Origin of the sequence: Pseudomonas karstica, assembly GCF_009707515.1 — a bacterium.
In the GTDB taxonomy this organism is placed as follows: Bacteria; Pseudomonadota; Gammaproteobacteria; order Pseudomonadales; family Pseudomonadaceae; genus Aquipseudomonas; species Aquipseudomonas karstica.
In genome coordinates, this window is record NZ_WLYI01000024.1 from 82146 (window position 1) to 104655 (window position 22510).

Below are 22510 nucleotides of genomic sequence, written 5' to 3' on the forward strand. Positions count from 1 at the left end.
ACTACCTACCCCTGTAGGAGCGAGGGTGAACTGGCCCTTACTCGCGAAGAGCGCAAAGGCGCCGCGTTAAACCAGGATGCCCGCGTTATCGTTGACTTTTTTCGCGGGCAAGCCCGCTCCTACGCGACGAATTGCTCCGCATAGTGGCAAGCCACCTGGCGCATATCCAGCGGCCGTAACAGCGGCTCCTCGGTGCTGCAGCGCTCGGTCGCGTACGGGCAGCGTTTGTGAAAGGCGCAGCCAGGTGGCGGGTTCAACGGGTTGGGCAACTCGCCGACGATCTTGATCTTCGGCTTGTTCGGGTCCGGGTGAATGGTCGGGGTGGCCGACAGCAGCGCCTGGGTGTAAGGGTGCAGCGGACGAGCGTAGATGTTTTCCTTCGGACCTACTTCCACCGGGCGTCCGAGGTACATCACCATCACATCGTCTGCCACGTGCTGCACCACCGCCAGGTTATGGGAGATGAACACGTAGGCGGTGTTGAATTCCTGCTGCAGGTCCATGAACAGGTTGAGCACCTGGGCCTGGATCGACACGTCCAGCGCCGAGGTCGGTTCGTCCGCCACCAGCACTTTGGGTTGCAACATCATCGCCCGGGCCAGTGCGATCCGTTGGCGCTGGCCACCGGAGAACATGTGCGGGTAGCGCTGATAATGCTCAGGACGCAGGCCCACTTGCTTCATCATCGCCTGGACTTTTTCCCGGCGCTCGGCGGCGGACAGGTTGGTGTTGATCAGCAGCGGCTCTGCCAGTTGATCACCGACCTTCTGCCGTGGGTTCAATGAGGCATACGGGCTCTGGAACACCATCTGCACATCTTTGCGCAGTTGCTTGCGTTGGGCCTTGTCGGCGCCGGCGACTTCCTGGCCGGCGATTTTCAGCGAGCCTGATGATGGTTCTTCAATCAAGGTCAGGGCGCGGGCGAGGGTGGACTTTCCGCACCCGGACTCGCCGACGACCGCGAGGGTCTTGCCGGCTTCCAGCTCGAAGGACACACCATTGAGGGCGCGCACGGTGGCGTGGCCCTTGAACAGTCCACGGGACACTTCGTAATGCCGGGTCAGGTCGCGGGCGGTAAGAACGACGGCCATTACGCCACCTCCTGGTTCAAGGGGTAGAAGCAGCGGGCGAGGCTGTTGGTTTTCGGATCCAGGGCAGGGCGCTCGGTGCGGCAGTTGTCGCGTACGTACGGGCAGCGCGGCGACAGCAGGCAACCTTGCGGACGGTCATAGCGGCCAGGCACGATGCCGGGCAGCGTGGCCAGGCGCGTGGCGCCGAGGCTATGCTCCGGAATCGCCTTGAGCAGTGCTTCGCTGTAAGGATGTGCCGGCACGTCGAACAGGCCAGGCACTTGCCCGACTTCCACGGCTTGGCCGGCGTACATCACACACACACGCTGGGCGGTTTCGGCCACGACAGCGAGGTCGTGGGTGATCAGCACCAGGCCCATGTTCTGTTCTTTCTGCAGGGCCAGCAGCAACTCCATGATCTGCGCCTGGATCGTTACGTCCAGCGCAGTGGTTGGTTCGTCGGCGATCAGCAGTTTCGGCTCGCCGGCAATTGCCATGGCGATTGCTACACGCTGGCTCATACCGCCGGACAGTTGGTGTGGATAGGCGTCCATACGGCTGGAAGCGCCCGGGATTTCGACTTTCTCCAACAACTCGATGGCGCGTTTGCGGGCTTGCTTACTGGACATCTTCAGGTGCAGGCGCAGTACTTCTTCGATCTGGAAACCCACTGTGTAGCTGGGGTTCAGGGCGGTCATAGGGTCCTGGAAGACCATCGCCAGGTCTTTGCCGACAATCTGTCGACGCTGACGATTGCTCAGTTTGAGCATGTCCTTGCCGTCGAAGTTCAGGGCGTCGGCGGTGACGATGCCGGGGTGCTCGATCAGGCCCATCAGCGCCATCATGGTCACGGATTTACCCGAACCCGACTCGCCAACGATCGCCAGTACTTCGCCTTTGTCGACGCTGATGTCGAGGCCATCGACCACCGGCACGGCGGTCTTGTCGCCGAAGCGCACATTGAGATTCTTGATTTCTAGCAGTGACATGGGAATCTCCTCAGGCGGCATTCTTGAGTTTCGGGTCCAGCGCATCGCGCAGGCCGTCGCCCATCAGGTTGATTGCCAGCACGCTGAGCAAAATGGTCAAGCCAGGCAGGCTCACTACCCACCAGGCGCGTTCGATGTAGTCGCGAGCCGAAGCCAGCATGGTGCCCCACTCAGGGGTTGGCGGCTGTACGCCAAGGCCGAGGAAGCCCAATGCCGCAGCATCGAGAATCGCCGAAGAAAAGCTCAAGGTTGCCTGGACAATCAGCGGTGCCATGCAGTTGGGCAGCACGGTGACGAACATCAGGCGAGGCAGTCCGGCGCCAGCGAGGCGGGCGGCGGTCACGTAGTCACGGTTCAGCTCGCCCATCACCGCCGCGCGGGTCAGGCGGACATAGGACGGCAAGGACACGATGGCGATAGCGATGACGGTGTTGATCAGGCCAGGGCCAAGGATCGCGACAATCGCCACAGCCAGCAGCAGGGACGGCAGGGCCAGCATGATGTCCATCAGGCGCATGATGGTCGGGCCCAGCAGGCGCGGGAAGAAACCGGCAAACAGACCCAGCAGGATCCCCGGGATCAGCGACATCACCACCGAGGACAAGCCGATCAGCAACGACAGGCGTGAACCCTGGATCAGGCGCGACAACAAGTCACGGCCCAGTTCGTCGGTACCCAGCAGGAACTGGATCTGCCCGCCTTCGAGCCATGACGGCGGGGTCAGCAGGAAATCACGGTACTGCTCGCTCGGGTTATGCGGGGCAACCCATGGCGCAAAGAGCGCGCAGAACACGATCAGGATCATGAACATCAGGCCGGCAACCGCACCCTTGTTCTTGGAAAAGGCTTGCCAGAATTCTTTGTACGGGGACGGATAAAGCAGGCTTTGATCGACTGCTACCGAAGTAGTTGGAGTGGTCATGGTCATGATCTCAGCGCTGGTGACGGATGCGTGGGTTGGCAAAGCCGTAGAGGATATCCACCACGAAGTTCACCATAATCACCAGGCAGGCGATTAACAGGATGCCGTTTTGCACCACGGGATAGTCCCGGGCGCCAATGGCTTCGATGAGCCATTTGCCGATGCCGGGCCACGAGAAGATGGTTTCGGTCAAGACCGCGCCAGCCAGCAGGGTGCCGACTTGCAGGCCAACCACGGTCAGTACCGGAATCAGCGCGTTGCGCAGGCCGTGAACGAATACCACGCGCGCCGGCGACAGGCCTTTGGCCTTGGCGGTACGGATGTAGTCTTCACGCAGTACTTCGAGCATTGACGAACGGGTCATCCGCGCGATCACCGCCAGCGGGATGGTGCCGAGCACAATGGCCGGCAGGATCAGGTGGTGCAGCGCATCCCAGAAAGCGTCCGGCTCGTCAGCCAGCAGGGTGTCGATCAGCATGAAACCGGTGCGCGGCTCGATGTCGTAGAGCAGGTCGATCCGTCCGGAAACCGGGGTCCAGCCCAGGCTCACCGAGAAAAACATGATCAGGATCAGGCCCCACCAGAAGATCGGCATCGAATATCCCGCCAGGGAGATGCCCATCACCCCATGGTCGAACAGGGATCCTCGCTTCAAGGCCGCGATCACCCCGGCTAAAAGCCCCAGGATGCCGGCGAACAACAGGGCGGCCATGGACAGTTCCAGGGTCGCGGGGAACAGGGCGGTGAATTCGGTCCACACGCTGGTGCGGGTGCGTAGCGACTCGCCAAGGTCGCCCTGGGCGAGCTTGCCGACGTAATCCAGGTATTGCGCATACAACGGCTTGTTAAGGCCAAGGCGTTCCATTGCCTGAGCGTGCATTTCGGGGTCGACTCTTCGTTCGCCCATCATGACTTCCACGGGATCGCCAGGGATCATGCGAATCAACGCGAAAGTCAGCAAGGTGATGCCGAAAAACGTGGGGATCAATAACCCCAATCGGCGGGCAATAAAACTAAACATCTTGTTGTGTACCTCAATCAGCCGGTTAGGCAGGTTCGGCACCGTCAATGTCGACGGTGCCGAGCGTTTCTCTTATTTACTTCACCTGGGTGGTGGCGAAGTTATTGGTCGTCAGAGGGCTTTGGATATAGCCTTCGACGTTTTTACGCATGGCGGTAAACATTTTCGGGTAGGCCATGGGAATCCATGGTTGGTCCTTGGCGAAAACGTCCAGTGCCTGTTCATAGAGTGCAGCGCGCTGGGTGGGTTCAGCGACAGCTCGCGCCTTGTCGATCAGGCCTTGAAACTCTTTGTTACACCAGCGGGCGTAGTTTTCGCCGTTTTTCGCCGCATCGCAACTCAAGTTAGGCGTGAGGAAGTTATCCGGGTCACCGTTATCACCGGCCCAGCCGGCGGAAACCATGTCGTGCTCGCCGGCTTTTGCGCGCTTGAGCATTTCGCCCCACTCCATGACCCTGATATTGACCTTCAGGCCAATCTGCGCCAGATCCGCCTGCATGCGCTGGGCGCCGAGCATCGGGTTGGGATTGGTCGGGCCGCCGCCGTTGCGGGTGAACAGGGTGAACTCGGTGCCTTCCGGTACGCCGGCTTCCTTGAGTAGGGCGCGAGCTTTGTCCAGGTCACGGGACGGGTTTTTCAGCTTGTCGCTGAAACCCAGCAGCGTTGGCGGGTACGGGCCGGTGCCCACTACCGCATTGCCTTTGCCGTACAGGACGTCGGTATAGCCGGCTTTGTCGAAGGCGATGTTGATCGCGTGACGTACGCGGGCGTCGCTCATGTACTTGTGCGTGGTGTTCAAGGCGGTGTAACTGGTGGTCATGGCCGCCAGTTCGTCGACTTTGAGGTTTGGATCAGCCTTGATGCTCGGCAGGTCATCCGGTTTTGGGTACAGTGCGATCTGGCACTCATTGGCCTTGAGTTTCTGCAGGCGCACGTTGTTATCGATGGCGATGGCCAGGATCAGCGGATCGGCTGGTGGCTTGCCGCGAAAGTATTCCGGGTTGGCCTTGAAACGCACCTGGGCGTCTTTCTGGTAGCGGGTAAAGATGAACGGGCCGGTGCCGATCGGCTTGCTGTTGAGCTCGCCGGTCTTGCCGGCGGCCAGCAATTTGTCGGCGTATTCGGCGGAGTGAATCGAGGAAAACGCCATGGCCAGGTCGGCCAGGAAGGGTGCCTCAGGACGGGTCAGGGTAAAGACCACGGTGTGATCGTCGGTCTTCTCTACGCTCTTGAGCAGTTCCTTGAAGCCCATGCTTTCGAAGTACGGGTAGCCCACGTTGGACTTGTTATGCCACGGATGTTTCGGGTCCAGCTGGCGCTGGAAGCTCCAAAGTACGTCGTCGGCATTCATGTTACGCGTGGGCTTGAAGTAGTCGGTGGTGTGGAACTTGACGTCATCGCGCAGGTGGAACGTATAGGTCAGGCCGTCCTCACTGATTTCCCAGGAACTGGCCAGTGCCGGAACAACTTCAGTTGTACCAGGCTTGAAGTCCGCCAAGCGGTTGAACATGGTTTCGGCGGCGGCGTCAGCCGTGACGGCCGTGGTGTACAGAACTGGATCGAAGCCCTCCGGACTGGCTTCGGTGCAGACCACCAGCGGTTTGGCCGAAATGCCGACGGCCACGCTCAACAGCGCAGCGGCGATGGCAGCTTGTAATGGGAGCATTTTCATCAAGAGCCCTCTGCAATCATGGGACCAGACAACCATAGACGGCAGGCTCGTCCTGAGCCTGCCGTCTACCTGGCGCTGATTAAAGGATGTTGAACGGGATGGTGGTCACCAGACGGAACTCTTTGATGCTGCCATCAGACTGGTTTTCGCTGCCGCGGTGCTCGACGTAGGTAGCGCGAATGGCGGTGGCCTTGAGCAGGCCGCTTTGCACGGCGTAGGAAGCACCCACACCATATTCCTGGTGTTTTTCGCCGTCCTGGGACTGGATGCCGTCATAGCCCTTGCCGGCTACACCACCGTTACCGGTGTAGTGGGTACCGTCGATGCCCCAGCCGCGAGCCGAGTAGACGTTGAACTTCAGGCCTGGCACGCCGTATTCGGCCATGTTGATGCCGTAGGCGATCTGGAACGATTTCTCGTTCGGGCCGTTGAAGTCGGAGGTCAGGGAGTTGGCCAGGTAGATACCGTTGGTTTCGTGCAGGTAGTCGAAGTACTCGTCACCGTTGATTGCCTGGTAGGAGAAGGTCAGGCTGTGGGCTTGGTGCGCCAGTCCCAGGGACAGGGAGAAGGTATCGTTGTCGATTTCCCCCATCAGCTTTTTGCCTTCATCAACGGTTTTGTAGTAGTTGAAGCCGGTGGTCAGGGCTACTTGCTGGATGTCACCCAGTTCGTGGGTAGCGCCGAAGTAGTACTGGTTCCAGAAGTCCTTGACGTTGGCGCCGAAGAAGCTGGTTTTCAGGCTCTTGAGCGGCTGGTAGTTGACGCCCAGGGTGTAGACCTTGTCGGTTTCCACGCCATTGCTGGAGTACTCGGTGCGAAATTTCGACAGGCTCTGTTCGGACCGTGGGGAAACGCGATCAAACACGCCGCCCTGGAACGACAGGTTGCTGAACTCTTCGCTGTTGAAGCTCACGCCTTGAAAGCTTGAAGGCAGCGCACGGTTGCCGATGGAGTCGACGATACCGCTGCTGAAGTTCTGGCGACCGGCAGTCAAGGTGGTGTTGGAGACACGGAACTGGACGTTGGCCAGGCCCAATTTGCTCCACTGGTCGACGGCATCGCCGTTGGAGTCAGCCAGGGTGCGGTTGGAACCGCCCTTGATATCGCGCTTGCTACGGTCCAGGACCAGGGCGTTGTAGACCGCTACTTCGGTCTTGACGCCGACGGTGCCTTGGGTGAAGCCCGAGCTGGCGTTGAGGATGGTGCCCTGCACCCAGTTTTCACGGCGACGGTCGGTAACGGTTTGGCCATGCTTTTTGTAAGCGAAGGTGCCGCCCCGGTATTTCTGTTCGTTGGAGTACCAGTTGCGGGTAGTGCCGCCCAGGCTGAAGTCTTCGACAAAGCCTTTGGCCTCGCTTTGGGCGCTGGTGCCGGCCAGAGTGGTAGGCACGAAGTCCTGGCTTGCAGGTTCAGCATAGGCGGTTGCCGTAATGCTGCTGATGGCCAGGGCCAGTAGTGCGGTGCTGCTCAGTTTCATGGGTTAAGCTCCTTTGGTTCTCTTTTTTTATGCCGGTCTTTTTAGGTGAACCGGCTATTGGGTGTAGAACTTGCTCAGGCCTTTGCAAACGTTTGCTGTTGGGGAAAATCCAAACTAAAGCTGCACGTTTGCAGCAGGGCGAGTTCGCCCTGCGCAATACGGTTATTTTCTTATGGGTTGATACTGACACCCGAGAACACGTTGCGGCCGAAGGGGCTCACCTTGAAACCTTCGACTTTGGCGCTTAACGGCTGGTTGACCGTCGAGTGGGCGACTGGCGTGATCGGCACCTGTGTTTTAAGCAGTTGCTGTGCCTGTTTGTATAGCACTGTCCTTTGTTCGCGGTCGGTCACGACCTTGGCTTGCTTGATCAGCTTGTCGTACGCCGGGTCACACCACATGGAGTAGTTGTTCCCGCCGATGGCGTCACAGCTGTAGAGCGTGCCCAGCCAGTTGTCCGGGTCACCGTTGTCGCCGGTCCAGCCGATCAGGCTGACGTCGTGCTCGCCATTCTTGGTGCGCTTGATGTATTCGCCCCATTCATAGCTGACGATCTTGACCTTGAGACCGATCTTGGCCCAGTCGTTCTGCAGCATTTCGGCCATCAGCTTGGCGTTGGGGTTGTACGGACGTTGCACCGGCATCGCCCACAGGGTGATCTCGGTGCCTTCCTTGACGCCGGCGGCCTTGAGCAGTTCCTTGGCTTTTTCCGGGTTGTAGGCGACGTCCTTGATGGTGTCGTCGTAGGACCATTGGGTGGGTGGCATGGCATTGACCGCCAGTTGCCCCGCGCCCTGGTAGACGGCGTTGAGAATGCTCTGCTTGTTCACCGCCATGTCCAGCGCCTGGCGCACTTCGAGCTGGTCGAAAGGTTTGTGCTGCACGTTGTAGGCGATGTAACCGAGGTTGAAGCCCGGTTTGGTCAGCAACTGCAACTTCGGATCGGCTTTGAGGGCATCGACGTCAGCCGGGCGAGGATGCAGGGTGATCTGGCATTCGTTGGCCTTGAGCTTCTGTACCCGCACCGAGGCGTCGGTGTTGATGGCGAAGATCAGGTTGTCCAGTTTGACCCGGCTTGGGTCCCAGTACTGCTTGTTGGCCGAATAGCGAATGTTGGAGTCTTTCTGATAACTCTTGAAGACGAACGGCCCGGTGCCGATCGGCTTCTGGTTGATATCGCTGGGCTTGCCGTCCTTGAGCAGCTTGCCGGCGTACTCGGCTGACAGGATCGAGGCGAAACTCATGGCGATGTTCTGGATAAACGCGGCGTCTACCGTGTTCAGGGTCATGACCACCGTCAGTGGGCCGGTTTTCTCGACCTTGGCGATATTCTTGTTCAGGCTCATTCCGTTGAAGTACGGAAACTCGGTGGGGTAGGCCTTGCGGAACGGATGCTCAGGGTCAAGCATGCGATTGAAGGTGAACAACACATCGTCGGCGTCGAAGTTGCGGGTTGGTGTGAAGTATTTGGTCGTGTGGAATTTCACGCCTTCGCGCAGGTGGAAGGTGTAGGTCAGGCCGTCTTCGGAAATATCCCAGCTGGTTGCCAGGCCCGGCACCACGTTGGTCGCGCCTTTTTCGAATTCGGCCAGGCGGTTATAAATAGGCTCGGCGGCGTCGTTGTCGGTGGCGGTCGTGTATTGCGCAGTGTCGAAGCCGGCCGGGCTGCCTTCGGAGCAAAACACCAGGCTTTTTTTGTCGGCTGCGTGACCCAGGGAAGCAACGGCCAGCAGGCTGGTGCCCAAAATCGCGGATAGAACGATGGTATGGCGCATGACAGTTCCCAATCCTTGTTTATTGTTGTCAGTGAGTCGTCGCCATGCCGTTCAGGGCATGGGGACAACACTGACTTCTGGTTCAGCAGTTGCCCTACAGATACGATGCCTTTGCCTTACCACGACGTTATGGGTCGGGAGCCGGACAGTAAATGCGTCGAATCTGACAGACCTTGTAGGCATCGGACGGCCGAATCGCAGCTCGTTGCCGTAGGAGGGCAGCAAGCGCGGGAGTAGTCTGATTCCTATGGTCGTGGCGGATGCAATAACGGCGACGTCTTTCAACGTCGCCGCCAGGGATCCTTACTTGCTGACACTCACGCCGTAGAAGGAATTCAAGCCAAATGGGCTGATCTTGAAGTCCTGCACGTTGGCGCGCATGGGTTGATACACCGTCGAGTGCGCGATAGGTGTCATCGGGACTGCATCTTTGAGGATGTGTTGCGCCTGTTTGTACAGTTCGGTGCGCTTGGCGACATCCGATGTGGCCTTGGCTTCTTTCACGATGCCGTCGAATTTTTTGTCACACCATTTGGAAAAGTTGTTGCCAGCCAGGGAGTCGCAGCCGAACAGCACGTTCAGCCAGTTATCCGGGTCACCATTGTCGCCGCTCCAGCCGATGATCATCGCCTGGTTCTCGCCGCCTTTGGAACGCTTGATGTACTCGCCCCACTCATAGCTGACGATGTTGACCTTCAAGCCGATCTGCTTCCAGTCGTTTTGCAGCATCTCGGCCATCAGCTTGGCGTTGGGGTTGTACGGGCGTTGAACCGGCATGGCCCACAAGGTGATCTCGGTGCCTTCCTTGACGCCGGCTTCCTTGAGCAGTTGTTTGGCTTTTGCCACGTCGTGCGGGGCATCCTTGATGGTTTCATCATAGGACCACTGGGTTGGCGGCATGGCGTTGACTGCCAGTTGGCCTGCGCCCTGGTAGACGGAGTCGATGATCTGCTGCTTGTTCACCGAGATGTCCAGGGCTTCACGGACTCGCAGGTCGGACAGCGGGTTGGGCGCAGTCTGGCCCTTGAGTACAGGCATGACGTTGTAGGCGATATAACCCAGGTTGAAACCGGCCTGGTGTGGCAGTTTCAGTGCCTTGTCTTCGCCCAGGGCCTTGAGGTCGGCGGGACGAGGGAAGAGGGTGATCTGGCATTCGTTCTTCTTGAGCTTCTGGATACGCACCGATGGGTCGGTGGTGATGGCGAAGATCAGGTTGTCGATCTTGACGTCTTCAGGCTTCCAGTAATCCTTGTTGCCGGTGTAGCGAATGTTGGAGTCTTTCTGGTAGCTCTTGAACACGAACGGGCCAGTGCCAATGGGCTTCTGGTTGATGTCCTGGGGCTTGCCTTCCTTCAACAGTTGGGCGGCGTACTCGGCTGACTGTACAGAGGCGAAGCTCATGGCCAGGTTCTGGATGAAAGCAGCGTCCACGGTGCCAAGGGTGAACTTGACGGTGTGTTCGTCTATCTTCTCGATGTTCTTGATGTTGGTGTCCATCCCCATGTCCGTGAAATACGGGAACTCGGTGGGGTAGGCCTTACGGAACGGATCGTCTTTGTTGATCATCCGGTTGAAGGTAAACAGCACGTCGTCCGCGTTGAATTCACGAGTCGGCTTGAAGTACGGCGTGGTGTGGAACTTGACCCCTTCACGAAGGTGGAAGGTGTAGGTCAGGCCATCTTCGGAAACATCCCACTTGGTAGCCAGGCCAGGAACAACGGCGGTGCCGCCGCGCTCGAACTGGCTCAGGCGGTTGAACATAGTTTCGGCCGAGGCATCGAAGTCTGTTCCGGTGGTGTACTGGCCTGGATCAAAACCGGCCGGGCTCCCTTCGGAGCAGAACACCAGGTTAGTCGCCGCTTGGGCGAAAGGTGCAGCGGCCATAAGGCCAGCGCTGACTAATAACGGAAGGACTGCGTGTTTAAGCATGTTGGCCTCATGATTTGTTGTCATTTTTTGTAGTGAGGGCGACCTCGTGAGTCGACCTGCGGATACTTATGCAGGCGCCATACCCATTGCAAGATGTTGAACTGTTGCAAGGCGGAAACAGTGGTACGAACGTACAGGAATGTCGCAATTATGAAAGTTTCGACATATTTGCGCGGCTTGGAGGGTTTTTTCGGTGCAGGCGCCGCACCAGAAAGGACCAACCGAGGCGTCTAGCGCACTCGGTTGGGGCACCGCTGTTACTTATCTAGACTCACGCCGTAGAACGGCGTCAGCCCGAAGGGGCTGATCTTGAAGTCATGGACTTCTTTGCGCAGGGGCTGGAAAACCGTCGAGTTCGCAATAGGCGTTATAGGTACTTGTTCCTTAAGTATTTTTTGTGCCTGTTGATACCACTTGATGCGTTGCTCGCGGTCGCTGCTGAGCTTGGCCTGTTGCACCAGCTTATCGTACGCAGGGTTACACCATTTGGCGTAGTTGCTGCCCTTGACCGCGGCACAACTGTAGAGCACGCCGAGCCAGTTATCCGGGTCGCCGTTGTCGCCCGTCCAACCATAAATCATCGCGTCGTGCTCGCCATTTTTGGCGCGCTTGATGTATTCGCCCCACTCATAGCTGACGATATTGGCCTTGATGCCGATCTTTTCCCAATCCTGCTGGATCATTTGTGCCGACATGCGCGCGTTCGGGTTGGAGGCACGTTGTACGGTCATCGCCCACAGGTTGATGGTGGTACCTGGTGCAACCCCTGCTTCTTTTAGTAGCGCCCGGGCCTTGGTCGGATCGTAGGGGGCGTCCTTGATGGTCGGGTCATAAGACCACTGCGCCGGAGGAAGGGCATTCTGCGCCAATTGCCCGGCGCTTTGGTACACCGCCTTGATGATCGCCGGCTTGTCGATGGCCATGTCCAGGGCCTGGCGCACCTTGAGCTGGTCCAGTGGCGGATGGGTCACGTTGTAGGCCAGAAAGCCCAGGTTGAAACCGGCTTGCTGCAGCACGCGCAGGTTGGGGTCTTTCTTCATCACTTCAATATCGGCTGGGCGCGGGTAACCGCTGACCTGGCATTCGCCGGCCTTGAGTTTTTGCAGGCGCGACGCGGCGTCCGGGGTGATGGCAAATACCAGGTTGTCGAGTTTCACATCTTCGGGCTTCCAATACTCTTGATTGGCGACGTAGCGAATCTGCGAGTCCTTCTGATAGCGCTTGAACACAAATGGCCCGGTGCCTACCGGCTTTTGGTTGATGTTCTCGGCCTTGCCCTCGTCCAGCAACTGGGCGGCGTATTCGGCGGACTGTACCGAGGCGAAACTCATGGCCAGGTTTTGCACGAATGAGGCATCGACGTTGTTCAGGCTGAAACGCACGGTGTGCGTGTCGAGTTTGTCGACGCTCTTGATTGTGGTGTTCAAGCCCATGTCAGTGAAATAGGGCGACTCGGACGGATAGGCCTTGCGAAACGGACTCTCGGCATCCAGCAGGCGGTTGAAAGTAAACAACACATCATCGGCATTGAAGTCGCGGGTAGGCGTGAAGAAACCAGTGGTGTGAAACTTGACGCCATCGCGCAGGTGGAAGGTATACGTCAGTCCGTCTTTGGATATATCCCAGCTTGTCGCCAAGCCTGGCTCGACTTCGGTGCCGCCGCGCTTGAACTGGGTCAGGCGGTTGAACACGGTTTCGGCCGAAGCATCAAAATCGGTACCGCTGGTGTACTGGCTGGGGTCGAAACCGGCGGGGCTGGCTTCGGAGCAGTAGACCAGGGTGCTGGCCGCCTGGGCCATCGGCATAAACGCCAGCAGGCCTGCGGCGAGGAGGAGCGGTTTTAAGGCGATTCTTTCCATGGAGACCCCTGAAATGGCAGGTATTTAGAGCTGCCCAAACGAAAACGGCGGTAACCGAGGTTACCGCCGTTCTTGTTACTCAGGTAGGGGGTAGAGCGTTCCCCTGAACTAGAGGTACTTTTCAGGCGTTTCTCAGCTCGAACTTAGTGGGGTGATTACTGACACTTCCACTCGACTAGGCGCCTCTTTGCCGATGGCGAATCTGTTATCTATTTCGTTTGATTCAGTAATGGTAAATGTTCGGGTAATACTGACTTCGACATTGGGAACATGAGTGAGGTCCTGGTCCGCATTGCTGAGGTGACCTTTGGACACGACCCTGACAGTGGTCTTGTCGCTGCCTGGCGCATAGTCGATGTAGTAATGCGTGTCATCGGCCTTGAAGGTATAGCCGTCGGTCAATTCAGACTCGCCGGGCAGGTTTAACGTTATGGTGGCGGGCGCCACAGAGCCTTGATGGGCTACTTCGGAAATCTTGGCGCGTAGGTCTGCATCGGGAATCGCTGCTTCGAACTGATTCACCCTAGCGGCTTTGATGCCCTCTGCCGAGGCACCTGTCCCATCTAAATTAACGGTGCTGGTACCTTCCGGATTTTTTGTGATGATGGTGTAAGGATTACGGTTGATATCCTGAATGAAAATGGAAGAGTAGTTGCTCGTGCCGTAGCTCGACGACGTCGCCCGTTCCGTCGGGTCAACAGAAAAATTGTCTTCCTTAATCGTCCAGGAGACACCAAACCTTGTTTTGAGAACTGAGTCTATTTCTTCATTTCTGACGGAGAACTCATAGTGTGTTTCTTCCTTGAACTTCAAGTATTTATCGAGTTCTTGTGCTTCCGGTATCTTATTACCCTCTATGTTTAAAAAGTTATCCGATATTTTATCCGGGATCTTCACTTCGCTTGCTGGTGGTGAAGCAGGGCGCCCCCATTTCCAAAACTTGGGCATTCCTCCATCTCCTGGGGCACGCATCCATTCTCCATTACGGGCAGCGTTTATTCGCATCACCGCCCGCCCGGTGCGAGGACTAATTATCGACGTAATGCTATCACCCGTCTTATAACGACTTTCGATCTCGAAAACTTTGCTGTTGCCCGTTTCATCGGTGTAACGCACGAAGTGTTTGTAAGTACCAAATTTGTTCTGAATCCTATAAACACCCAGTGCGTCCGGGGAGGCACCTTCAATCAAGCGTTCTCCATTGGCCACGGCATGCTCGCTCATTTTAATCAGGCTCGTGGAGGGCGTCTGCGGCTGAACGATGCCAGGTGTGGTACTCGGTCGTCGGGCTGTGGATGAAGTACCGGCTACGGGTTCTTCTGTTGGGATGCCCCCTTGAACATCTGGCGCCTGCTCAGAAAGCGACGGTAGTTCGTCCTCAGGCAGCGCGAACGGATCTTTGCCTGCCCCGCCGCGAGCGTTGGCCGAGAACAAGGTGTTAAGGGCGCCATCAAAGGTTTTCCAGGCACCGTCTTTGCGTTCCGCCTGGGTGTCGCCCGAAGCGGTTTTTTCCGCCCCCAGTGAGATTTCGACGATGCCGGCGAGCCCGGCCGCAGCGGCAACCGGAGCTGCCAGAAGAGCCAGTTTGCCAAGGAGGCTCGCGGCTACCGCAGTAGTCTTCAGCGCGGTATCCCGGCTGACTTCACTGTCGGATTTGATCGTGGAGTCGGCATCGCTCGTCATGCGCGCCTTCGCTTGTTCCTTGAGGTAACTGAAGATGTCGCCCTCAATTTTGACGTCGCTACGGTCAATGGTTATCCCTTCCGAGTTTCTCCAATCACCGTTGGCAAGATGGGCGAGTGAAGAGTCAACCCCGGACTTACCCAGAAAAGTGACGCCGTCCTGACGGTTTTTGAGTGAGAAGTGTGAGGTCAAGGCTTCGCGTTTTTTTGGGTCCTTGGCTTGCTCGACCACCCAATCGTCCATCTTATTGAGCGAGTCGAACCGCAAAAACGCGGGGTTGGCGCCAGGGATATAGAGAACCTGCTTGCCGTCTCGGCGATTGTTCTGATAATTGCCCTGACCGTCATCGAACTCGGCAAAGCGAATTATGTCGCTTGAGCCCCAACCGTTGATATCGAAGGCATGCGCCCGAAGCTTGCCCTTTGCCGGCGCCTCTGCTTGCAACTGTTCAAGGGTTACCGGGGTGTTTTCATCCACAGGCACATTGTTGATGGCCTTCATCACCAATCGATAGTCATCCCGCGTGAATTTATGCTCGTCGGGTTGCAGTGTCTTCTGCTCGGGTGTTTTCGCCTCAAAGGCTTTTAACTGCTGGCGCGCCTCATAGACGAAATTCCCCTTTGCAACCGTACGGTAGCTATCCCCTTGGGTATCCCAGAACTCGTCGATTTTTTTGCTCATCAGGCTCTGAAAGTCTGCGTCCCACACACCCTTCATAAACACTGACGGGGTGAGCGGAAATTCGTTATGCGCCCCGTACCCGTTTTTTTTACCCTGTCCAGGACCGTCCTTGAAGATGCCTCCTCCACTGTCGTAATTGCCGGGCGCCCACTCAGCGTCCGAGAAATTGCGTATGACAGCATCAGTGAGCGTTTCTGCCCGGGTCGGCTCGCCAGAAAAAAACCAACCAGAACGACTCGCATCAGGATGAGAACTTTCTGCTGTACCGCCCTGTATCAGCCAGAGTTTGTCGGCATCCACATTTTGTTGGTCAGGCAACGCTTTTTTGATGATGTCCTCTGCCACGCCTTTAGCCAGGCTTCTTATGTCTGGAATCGCCCGCGCCATATCGGATGCAAGTTTAGTAAAGGCAAGCTTTTGAGGGGCCTCGGTATAAAATTTTTCGGCACGACTTCGCTGTACTTCAAGGGCTTGAGGCGATTGCTTGTCGTTTTCAGGGGCGTTGAAGGTTTTTTCACGATTCAACTGGCTGATGCGCTGGCGGCTTGTGTCCGCGTCGGGAGGTGTTGGCTCAGCATAAAACTTGGCGATCACCTTCATTGAAGTTGCCGTCTCCCCATTGGCAAACGACACGAACAGGGACTGTCCAGGCTCAGGCGCGATGACTTTTCCGGCATCCAGCAAAGGGCCTGAGACTTGTCTCCAGCCTGAATTGTCGGTCAGTGAGAAGGTTTTGGTTTCGCCATTGACAGTGGCTGTCATCGTGCCGGTGGCCGGGACGACTCGCATGCTGGCCAAGTCGATTCCCTGCTCGTTCAGCCAGTGCTGGAACACGGGCTGTTCCAGGTGCTTTTGATAGAGCCCCAGCCACTGGCCCAGGATTGTCTCCGGCGGGACAGAGACTAGCTCCTGTTTGCCCCCACTCACTTTCTTTTGCCATTGGGTGGTGAACCCTTCAACCAGTCTTGCGTCGCCTGGGGGTACCGGATGGGTACTGCGCTCGTGGCGTGCGTAGATGTTTGCCACGGCGCGTTGTTGCACTACCAGCGCCTGTTCGTCGCGCGCGGCGGGTGAGTTGTAGGCTCCCGTTTGTGTGTTCGATGGAAAAGCCCCGGTACGTTTGAGTTCGTCAACCTCGGCCTTTGTCATGTCTGGTAGGCCGTAAAACAGCGCTACTTTCCCCAGGTCGGTGGTATCACTGAAGGCATCGTCGTAGTGAACGGTATCTGTGCCGCCGCTGGTGATCACTTTACTGGCAGCCAGGATTGGCCCAGCCACGGTGGACCATCCAGAGTTATCGTTCAGGTTGAACGTTACACGCTGATGATTGATGGAGGCCGAAATGGCGTTGGTGTCGGGAAAGATGACAATGCTTGCAGGCGCGATGCCTTTTTCCTTTATCCAGTTTTGAAAGTCCGGGTTTTTAAGTGCGATCGCTAATTGAGTCCGCCACTGTCCCAATATGGAGTTCGCCGGGATTTGAACGGGGGCGTTATACGTCGTGTTTTTGGCTTGGAGGACGGGCAGGAAGTTCTGCACCAATTGGCTATCGCCCTGGGCATAGCGGTTGGTTGAAGTGGCGGGATTTGAAGGCCTGCTGGAGGCTTGCTCAGGCGCGCGCTCGACGGTTGGAGTCGATTGTTGAGGGGAAAGTCTCATCGTTGGAATGCTCGCTAGTGATTTGAATACACATCCGCAGGGCCCTCCTTGTCAGACTGTGGATATTGATGTGTGTCGAGAATCGCGCAAATGATTCCATGATGACTGTCTCGATGGATTGCAACTTATTGCGACTTATAAAAAAACGGCGCGTGCCTGAGGCCGCGCCGTTTTTGTGTTGGCTGGCGTTTTTACTGAAGCACTTCAATCACCCCGTCGGCACTCATGTTCACCTGGCTGGTGCCCGCTTCCACTTCCGGGGTCGGCGCCGAATCCGCCATCGCGGCTTTCATCATCATCCCGCCACGGGCATACGGTTGCGGATAACCATTGGTGTTGAAGTTCAAGTTGACGATCTTGTAACCCTTGCCGCCCAGTGCGTCGGTGGCCAGTTGTGCGCGAGCCTTGAACGCAGCGACCGCTTCTTTAAGCAGTGCATCTTCGCTGGTCTTGCGCGTGGTGTCGGCGATGGCGAAGTCCATGCTGCCCATTTTCAGGGTGTTCAGCAGTTCGCCGGTGAGCTTGGACAGCGCCGGGAAGTCCGCGCTTTCCAGGCGCAGCTCGGCGCGCTCACGCCAGCCAGTGATCTTCTGGTTCTTGTTGTCGTAGATCGGGTAGCTGTTACGGCTGCCCTGGCGCAGTGTCACCGCTTTGACTTCGCGCGCCTGGCCCAGGGCCGTGTTCAGGGTGGTGGTGATTTCGGCGGCAAGCTTGGCCGGGTCGGTGTTCTGGGATTCGGTGTAGAGGGTGACGATCATCTTGTCGCGGGCCACTTCCTGGCTGACCTCTGCGCGCAGGGAAATCTGGTTGTAATGCAGTTCATCGCCAGCCAGGGCTGGAAGGCTGGCCAGGGTGCTGGCGCTGAGCGTGAGAACGGCTGCACTGCGAGTGAAACGTGACATGAGAGCTCCTTGGGGATGTTCGTATCGGTATGACTGTAGACGGTGACATCGGGTTCTTCGGGTTTACACATTTGCTACATGTTGGCTTGCGGCCGACGAACGGTCATTCAGCGCGCCTGCGGCAAAGAGCCACACGCGCCGTGCCTGCGGGTCGGCATCGTTTATACTCGTGCCGATCCGCCTGGAGCGCTCATCAGGAGAGCTCATGCTCGCCCCCGTACAACTGACTTCCGCCACTCGCCAGAACCTCTGGCGGCTGACTTTTATCCGTACCCTGGTATTGGCCGCGCAGGCCGGCTCCGTGGGGTTGGCCTATTGGCTCGACTTATTGCCGCTGCCCTGGTTGCAACTGGCCGTGACCCTAGGTTTTTCCACGGTGCTGTGTGCCTTTACCGCCATCCGCCTGCGCACCACGTGGCCGGTGACCGAGCTGGAATATGCCCTGCAACTGGCCTGCGACCTGTTTATTCACAGTGTGTTGCTTTATTTCTCCGGTGGTTCCACCAATCCGTTCGTATCTTATTACCTGGTGCCATTGACCATCGCTGCAGTGACATTGCCTTGGCGTTATTCGGTGATTTTGTCAGGGATTGCCTTGACCCTGTACACCCTATTGTTGGCCCAGTTCTATCCGCTGCAAACGTTCCCCATCGCCCGGGAGAACCTGCAAATCTACGGCATGTGGCTGAGCTTTGCGCTGTCTGCCGCAGTGATTACATTCTTTGCCGCGCGCATGGCTGAAGAGTTGCGCCGCCAGGAAGAGTTGCGGGCGATCCGCCGTGAAGAAGGCCTGCGGGACCAGCAACTGCTGGCCGTTGCCACCCAGGCGGCCGGCGCGGCCCATGAGCTGGGCACACCGCTTGCTACCATGAGTGTGCTGCTCAAGGAAATGCGCCAAGACCATCATGACCCAGACTTGCAGGACGATTTGAGCGTGCTGCAGGATCAGGTCCAGGCGTGCAAGCAAACCTTGCAGCAGTTGGTGCGTGCCGCTGAAGCCAATCGTCGCCTGGCGATTGAGATGCAGAACGTGACCCGGTGGCTCGATGAAGCGCTGAACCGTTGGCACCTGATGCGCCCCGAAGCCAGCTACCGCTTCCATTTGCTGGGGCAGGGCGCGGTGCCGCGAATGGCGCCACCGCCGGATTTGACCCAGGCGCTGTTGAACCTGCTGAACAATGCCGCCGATGCCTGCCCGGAAGGGTTGGAGGTGCAGCTTGATTGGGACGTTGAGACTCTTACTATCAGCATTCGCGACCACGGTGCCGGCGTGCCACTGGCCATTGCCGAGCAGATCGGCAAGCCATTCTTTACCACCAAGGGCAAAGGCTTCGGCCTGGGCCTGTTCTTGAGCAAGGCCAGCGTGACACGCGCCGGCGGCTCGGTGAAACTTTACCCCCACGAGGAAGGCGGCACGCTCACCGAGCTGCGCCTGCCTCGTGTCGCACGAGGAGACATCGATGAGTGACGAGATCCAAGTCGAAGGCGAAGAACTGCCGCATCTGTTGCTGGTAGATGACGATGCCACCTTTACCCGCGTGATGGCGCGGGCCATGAGCCGTCGCGGTTTCCGCGTCAGCACCGCAGGCTCTGCCGAAGAGGGGCTGACCATTGCCCTGGCCGACCTGCCGGATTACGCGGCGCTGGACCTGAAAATGGACGGCGACTCCGGCCTGGTGCTGTTGCCCAAGCTGCTGGAGCTCGACCCGGAAATGCGCGTGCTGATTCTCACCGGATATTCCAGCATCGCTACCGCCGTCGAGGCCATCAAGCGCGGCGCGTGCAACTACCTGTGCAAACCGGCGGACGCCGACGACGTGCTGGCTGCCTTGCTTTCCGAGCACGCCGACCTCGACACCCTGGTGCCGGAAAATCCGATGTCGGTGGACCGCCTGCAGTGGGAGCACATCCAACGCGTGCTGACCGAGCACGAAGGCAATATCTCCGCCACCGCCCGCGCCCTGGGCATGCACCGTCGCACCTTGCAACGCAAGCTGCAAAAGCGCCCGGTCAGACGCTGACGATCTTTCTGGCACAGTGAGGGAGGAGGGTGCGCCTGGCTGAGACTGGCTGCACCCTATCTTGTATTAAACGTATTAGGTCTACTCAAAATGGGCGGGCGACGCTGCCGTCGAACAGGTTGTAACGCGCTTTCGGCATTTTGGTCGGGGATGCAAAGTATACGTATAAAATTCCATCTTTCTCTTTTGTCGCAAGGACCTCCAATGAAGCATTCGGTTTGACTGCAACATGGTCAGGTAATATATCGCTGGAAAGGTTTTTCTTTGAGATGGATTCGTCGAACATATAAATTACGGATTGATTTCCGGTTGTGGCGGGCGTATCTTTTGCCCAGGTCTCCCACCCTTTTGCATTGATAGGCTGAGTCGAGGAAGATTGTACGCCAGGATCTCTGAATACTTTACCGACCCCGTTTTTTAGTTTTGCTGCGCCTTCTGGTGAGACATGGGCATACCTGTAGGCCGTGCCGCGATAATCAGTTTGTGCCTCAAAGTCAGCTAAGAACTCTTTCACGTTCTGTGGGTATTTACTCGTGTCTATTTGCTGTCGTAGTTCGTTATTGATTTCATCCGATCCGGCCTCAGTGTACAAGGCCATGCTCTGAGACTCTTCTGCCTTGGACTGTTGTATCAGACTCGTCAGTTGATCGGAAAACTGCTGCCGTTCTGCTTCGGTGAATGATGCCTGATCTTTATTTATATTTTTGATTGCTTCGTCGAGCTGACTTTTTGCGGTAGATGAAGTACCGCGACTCCACGGCAATCTTATACCTCCAGGGCCGTTAATTGGCTCCCAGCTTCCATGAGCGGTAGCATGGACTGTCATGACTGACTTTCGGGTGAAAGGATCAATAATCTGAGCATAGCCATCACGCAGTTTGAATTTCGAGTCGATCTCATATAGCTGGCTGATATGTGTGTCGTCGGTATACCGGATAAACCAACGGTCTTCACCTTGGCTCCCTTTTACTTGATAAATGCCTTGGGAGTTGAGCTTGGCATTCTTTATTAATTTTTCTCCATCTGGTACGGCGTAGTCGCTGATATTGCCCCACTGTGAGCGGCTTAATCGATTGACTTCCGGTACAGTTGAAGTGTTTGCCGCTTCTGCGGGCGGGGCCGGTTCGGGCTCTGGGGCGCCGTGTTGCGCTGCCTCTTTCTCTGCGTTGGCTTCTGCTTCGGCGACCTCTTCCAGAACCCCTTCTGATTTTCCTGACGTTGGAATAACTTTCGGAGCGACTACCAATGCGGCATTGAGTACACCGAAAACAATTCTCTCATTGCCTTTCGGCTTGCCATGTACTTGGTCATCAACTCCGATGCCAGCAGTGGCTAAGCCATCAACTAAATAAAAGACATCCAATGCCAGTGCTACTTCAGGTACTACAAAAGCCAGCGGGGTTAAAAACATAGCCGCTTTCGCAGCCTTTTCCATGCCGTCAATGATATTTTGTTTGGTCACGTCTCCGTCACTGGTTATTTTGACAGCGGCGTCCGCGTACGATCGATCTTTCTGTCTTTTTGAAATTTCTTGGAATGGCAGGTTGTTAGGTTCTGTGGTGATGAATTCTTGAGGATCCCATTTACCGCTAAACGCCCGATGATCATAGGAAAGTTGTCCACCTGGGGTTTCACGTTTTTCAGGCCAGGTACCGAGCCCTGCCAGGGTTTCGTCTATCCCGGCTCGCGCCCAGCCGTTAGGTTTGTCTTTAAGAGCAAAGTGTGAGGCGATGGCATTGCGTTTGGTGGGGTCGGCCATTTGTTCGGCGAGCCACTTTCTCATCTCTGCCTGGCTGTTGAAACTGTGGAGGGGGGAGGAGTTTCCCGGTATGTACAGTAGAGTGAGTGGGGGGCGTTTCTTACCGTTGGCGTCAAACCTCTCCTTATGGTCAGTCATGTACATGAGGTCGGTGGATTGATATTCACCTATTTTGAGCAGGCCGACTTCAATGCTGGGGTCCTTGGGAGGGTTTTTTTGTAATTCCTCGTATTCAATGTCAGGCCATGACTCCTGGTGGCCTGACAACCCGGCAGCCCGCATGACCAATTCCCGGCCCTCTGCGCTAAGGCTGCCCTCTTGATGCTGCGTCATGGCTGATTTGACGAAAGCGGCTTTGGCCAGCACTGGGTATTTTTCTTTGTGGCTGTTCCAGAAGCCATCCAAGAACTCAGTGTAGGGTTTTTGAAAATCCGTATTCCAGATAAGACTTTTGAATTCCTTCGGAGTGATCGAACTTTGGTTCGAGGCATTGTAGGTCTGTGCGGGTGTGTCGGAGGATTCTTTATAAATGCCTTGGTAGTTATGGGTGATGTCGGCGTTTTCCCTATAAGGGGAAAAGCGGCTCGAGAAGTCAAAAGTTCCAGGTTTATGAGACGACAAGCTATTCTGGATTTTTACGTCCGGGCCACCAGAGAAGAAGGGAACTTCATAACCTTTTCCTGCAGGAGTGTTTTGCGCATTCTGAATGAGTGCCTGAGTTAATGATATTCTTTGGATGATTTTTGCGGGGAAAGGTTTTTCCCCTTGGCTGTTGTAATCGTAAGTGACGAGATAAGTATTATCCGGGTCGATATCCCACTTTTCTTTATCGGTTGGTTCCTTCGCCTTCATCTCAGCGAATTTTTTCTTGAGAAAGCCCGACGCGTCCTGTTCGATGGTTTTGAATTCGCTGGAGATTTTTTGTGCGACTGGGTCAATATTGATATTGGGGCCTATATTGACTGGCACCGATACTTTCTGACTGTTTGCGACTTTTTTACCCGGATCGGGATCGACACTTTCTTGCTTGTAACCTCCGTTGCTTGCAGGTTCGGGTTTGACTTCTTGTACCAATTGCTCTTCTTTCGGTG

At 56.7% G+C, this 22510-nt stretch carries 14 protein-coding genes; 2 read left to right on the forward strand and 12 right to left on the reverse strand.

Annotation, left to right across the window (positions count from 1 at the left end):
* Positions 1–119 precede the first annotated feature (119 nt).
* From GIR22_RS17735 to GIR22_RS17785, 11 genes are all read right to left on the reverse strand, one after another.
* Positions 120–1091, reverse strand: a complete 972-nt coding sequence (locus GIR22_RS17735; RefSeq protein WP_154744596.1) for a peptide ABC transporter ATP-binding protein — start codon at positions 1089–1091, stop codon at positions 120–122.
* Complete coding sequence (locus GIR22_RS17740) at positions 1091–2059, reverse strand: ABC transporter ATP-binding protein (protein ID WP_154744597.1); 969 nt, start codon at positions 2057–2059, stop codon at positions 1091–1093. Before GIR22_RS17740 ends, GIR22_RS17735 begins: the two co-directional genes overlap by 1 nt.
* Before the next feature lie 10 nt (positions 2060–2069).
* Positions 2070–2981, reverse strand: a complete 912-nt coding sequence (locus GIR22_RS17745; protein WP_154744598.1) for an ABC transporter permease subunit — start codon at positions 2979–2981, stop codon at positions 2070–2072.
* A 10-nt stretch (positions 2982–2991) separates the two neighbouring features.
* Positions 2992–4002 carry an ABC transporter permease subunit gene (locus GIR22_RS17750; protein WP_084376347.1) on the reverse strand — a complete coding sequence of 337 codons (1011 nt, stop codon included), beginning with the start codon at positions 4000–4002 and terminating at the stop codon, positions 2992–2994.
* Between the two features lie 76 nt (positions 4003–4078).
* Positions 4079–5674, reverse strand: a complete 1596-nt coding sequence (locus GIR22_RS17755) for an ABC transporter substrate-binding protein (protein ID WP_154744599.1) — start codon at positions 5672–5674, stop codon at positions 4079–4081.
* Between the two features lie 79 nt (positions 5675–5753).
* Positions 5754–7151 carry an OprD family outer membrane porin gene (locus GIR22_RS17760; protein ID WP_154744600.1) on the reverse strand — a complete coding sequence of 466 codons (1398 nt, stop codon included), beginning with the start codon at positions 7149–7151 and terminating at the stop codon, positions 5754–5756.
* Positions 7152–7321: 170 nt separating this feature from the next.
* Positions 7322–8926, reverse strand: coding sequence for an ABC transporter substrate-binding protein (locus GIR22_RS17765; RefSeq protein ID WP_154744601.1), 1605 nt, complete (start codon positions 8924–8926; stop codon positions 7322–7324).
* Between the two features lie 303 nt (positions 8927–9229).
* Positions 9230–10855: an ABC transporter substrate-binding protein gene (locus tag GIR22_RS17770; protein WP_154744602.1), complete on the reverse strand. Its 1626-nt coding sequence runs from the start codon at positions 10853–10855 to the stop codon at positions 9230–9232.
* 257 nt (positions 10856–11112) lie between these two features.
* Positions 11113–12714, reverse strand: coding sequence for an ABC transporter substrate-binding protein (locus tag GIR22_RS17775; RefSeq protein ID WP_154744603.1), 1602 nt, complete (start codon positions 12712–12714; stop codon positions 11113–11115).
* 132 nt (positions 12715–12846) lie between these two features.
* Positions 12847–16737: a dermonecrotic toxin domain-containing protein gene (locus GIR22_RS17780; protein ID WP_154744604.1), complete on the reverse strand. Its 3891-nt coding sequence runs from the start codon at positions 16735–16737 to the stop codon at positions 12847–12849.
* 191 nt (positions 16738–16928) lie between these two features.
* Complete coding sequence (locus GIR22_RS17785; protein ID WP_154744605.1) at positions 16929–17639, reverse strand: SIMPL domain-containing protein; 711 nt, start codon at positions 17637–17639, stop codon at positions 16929–16931.
* Positions 17640–17844: 205 nt separating this feature from the next.
* Between GIR22_RS17785 and GIR22_RS17790 the strand changes: the two genes are divergently transcribed.
* On the forward strand, positions 17845–19107 hold the full coding sequence (locus tag GIR22_RS17790; protein ID WP_154744606.1) for an ATP-binding protein: 1263 nt from the start codon (positions 17845–17847) through the stop codon (positions 19105–19107).
* Positions 19100–19660: a response regulator transcription factor gene (locus GIR22_RS17795; RefSeq protein WP_154744607.1), complete on the forward strand. Its 561-nt coding sequence runs from the start codon at positions 19100–19102 to the stop codon at positions 19658–19660. The genes GIR22_RS17790 and GIR22_RS17795 overlap by 8 nt, the downstream gene beginning before the upstream one ends.
* Before the next feature lie 85 nt (positions 19661–19745).
* Here the strand turns inward: GIR22_RS17795 and GIR22_RS25990 are convergent.
* A partial coding sequence (locus GIR22_RS25990; protein ID WP_178122335.1) for a dermonecrotic toxin domain-containing protein occupies positions 19746–22510 on the reverse strand: 2765 nt, incomplete at its 5' end.

Bases quoted from the DNA above. Each gene is read 5' to 3' on its own strand.
- GIR22_RS17735 (WP_154744596.1), bottom strand. From the start codon at position 1,091: ATGGCCGTCGTTCTTACCGCCCGCGACCTGACCCGGCATTACGAAGTG.
- GIR22_RS17775 (WP_154744603.1), bottom strand. From the start codon at position 12,714: ATGGAAAGAATCGCCTTAAAACCGCTCCTCCTCGCCGCAGGCCTGCTG.
- GIR22_RS17785 (WP_154744605.1), bottom strand. From the start codon at position 17,639: ATGTCACGTTTCACTCGCAGTGCAGCCGTTCTCACGCTCAGCGCCAGC.
- GIR22_RS17760 (WP_154744600.1), bottom strand. From the start codon at position 7,151: ATGAAACTGAGCAGCACCGCACTACTGGCCCTGGCCATCAGCAGCATT.
- GIR22_RS17750 (WP_084376347.1), bottom strand. From the start codon at position 4,002: ATGTTTAGTTTTATTGCCCGCCGATTGGGGTTATTGATCCCCACGTTT.
- GIR22_RS17770 (WP_154744602.1), bottom strand. From the start codon at position 10,855: ATGCTTAAACACGCAGTCCTTCCGTTATTAGTCAGCGCTGGCCTTATG.
- GIR22_RS17790 (WP_154744606.1), top strand. From the start codon at position 17,845: ATGCTCGCCCCCGTACAACTGACTTCCGCCACTCGCCAGAACCTCTGG.
- GIR22_RS17780 (WP_154744604.1), bottom strand. From the start codon at position 16,737: ATGAGACTTTCCCCTCAACAATCGACTCCAACCGTCGAGCGCGCGCCT.
- GIR22_RS17795 (WP_154744607.1), top strand. From the start codon at position 19,100: ATGAGTGACGAGATCCAAGTCGAAGGCGAAGAACTGCCGCATCTGTTG.
- GIR22_RS17745 (WP_154744598.1), bottom strand. From the start codon at position 2,981: ATGACCACTCCAACTACTTCGGTAGCAGTCGATCAAAGCCTGCTTTAT.
- GIR22_RS17740 (WP_154744597.1), bottom strand. From the start codon at position 2,059: ATGTCACTGCTAGAAATCAAGAATCTCAATGTGCGCTTCGGCGACAAG.
- GIR22_RS17765 (WP_154744601.1), bottom strand. From the start codon at position 8,926: ATGCGCCATACCATCGTTCTATCCGCGATTTTGGGCACCAGCCTGCTG.
- GIR22_RS17755 (WP_154744599.1), bottom strand. From the start codon at position 5,674: ATGAAAATGCTCCCATTACAAGCTGCCATCGCCGCTGCGCTGTTGAGC.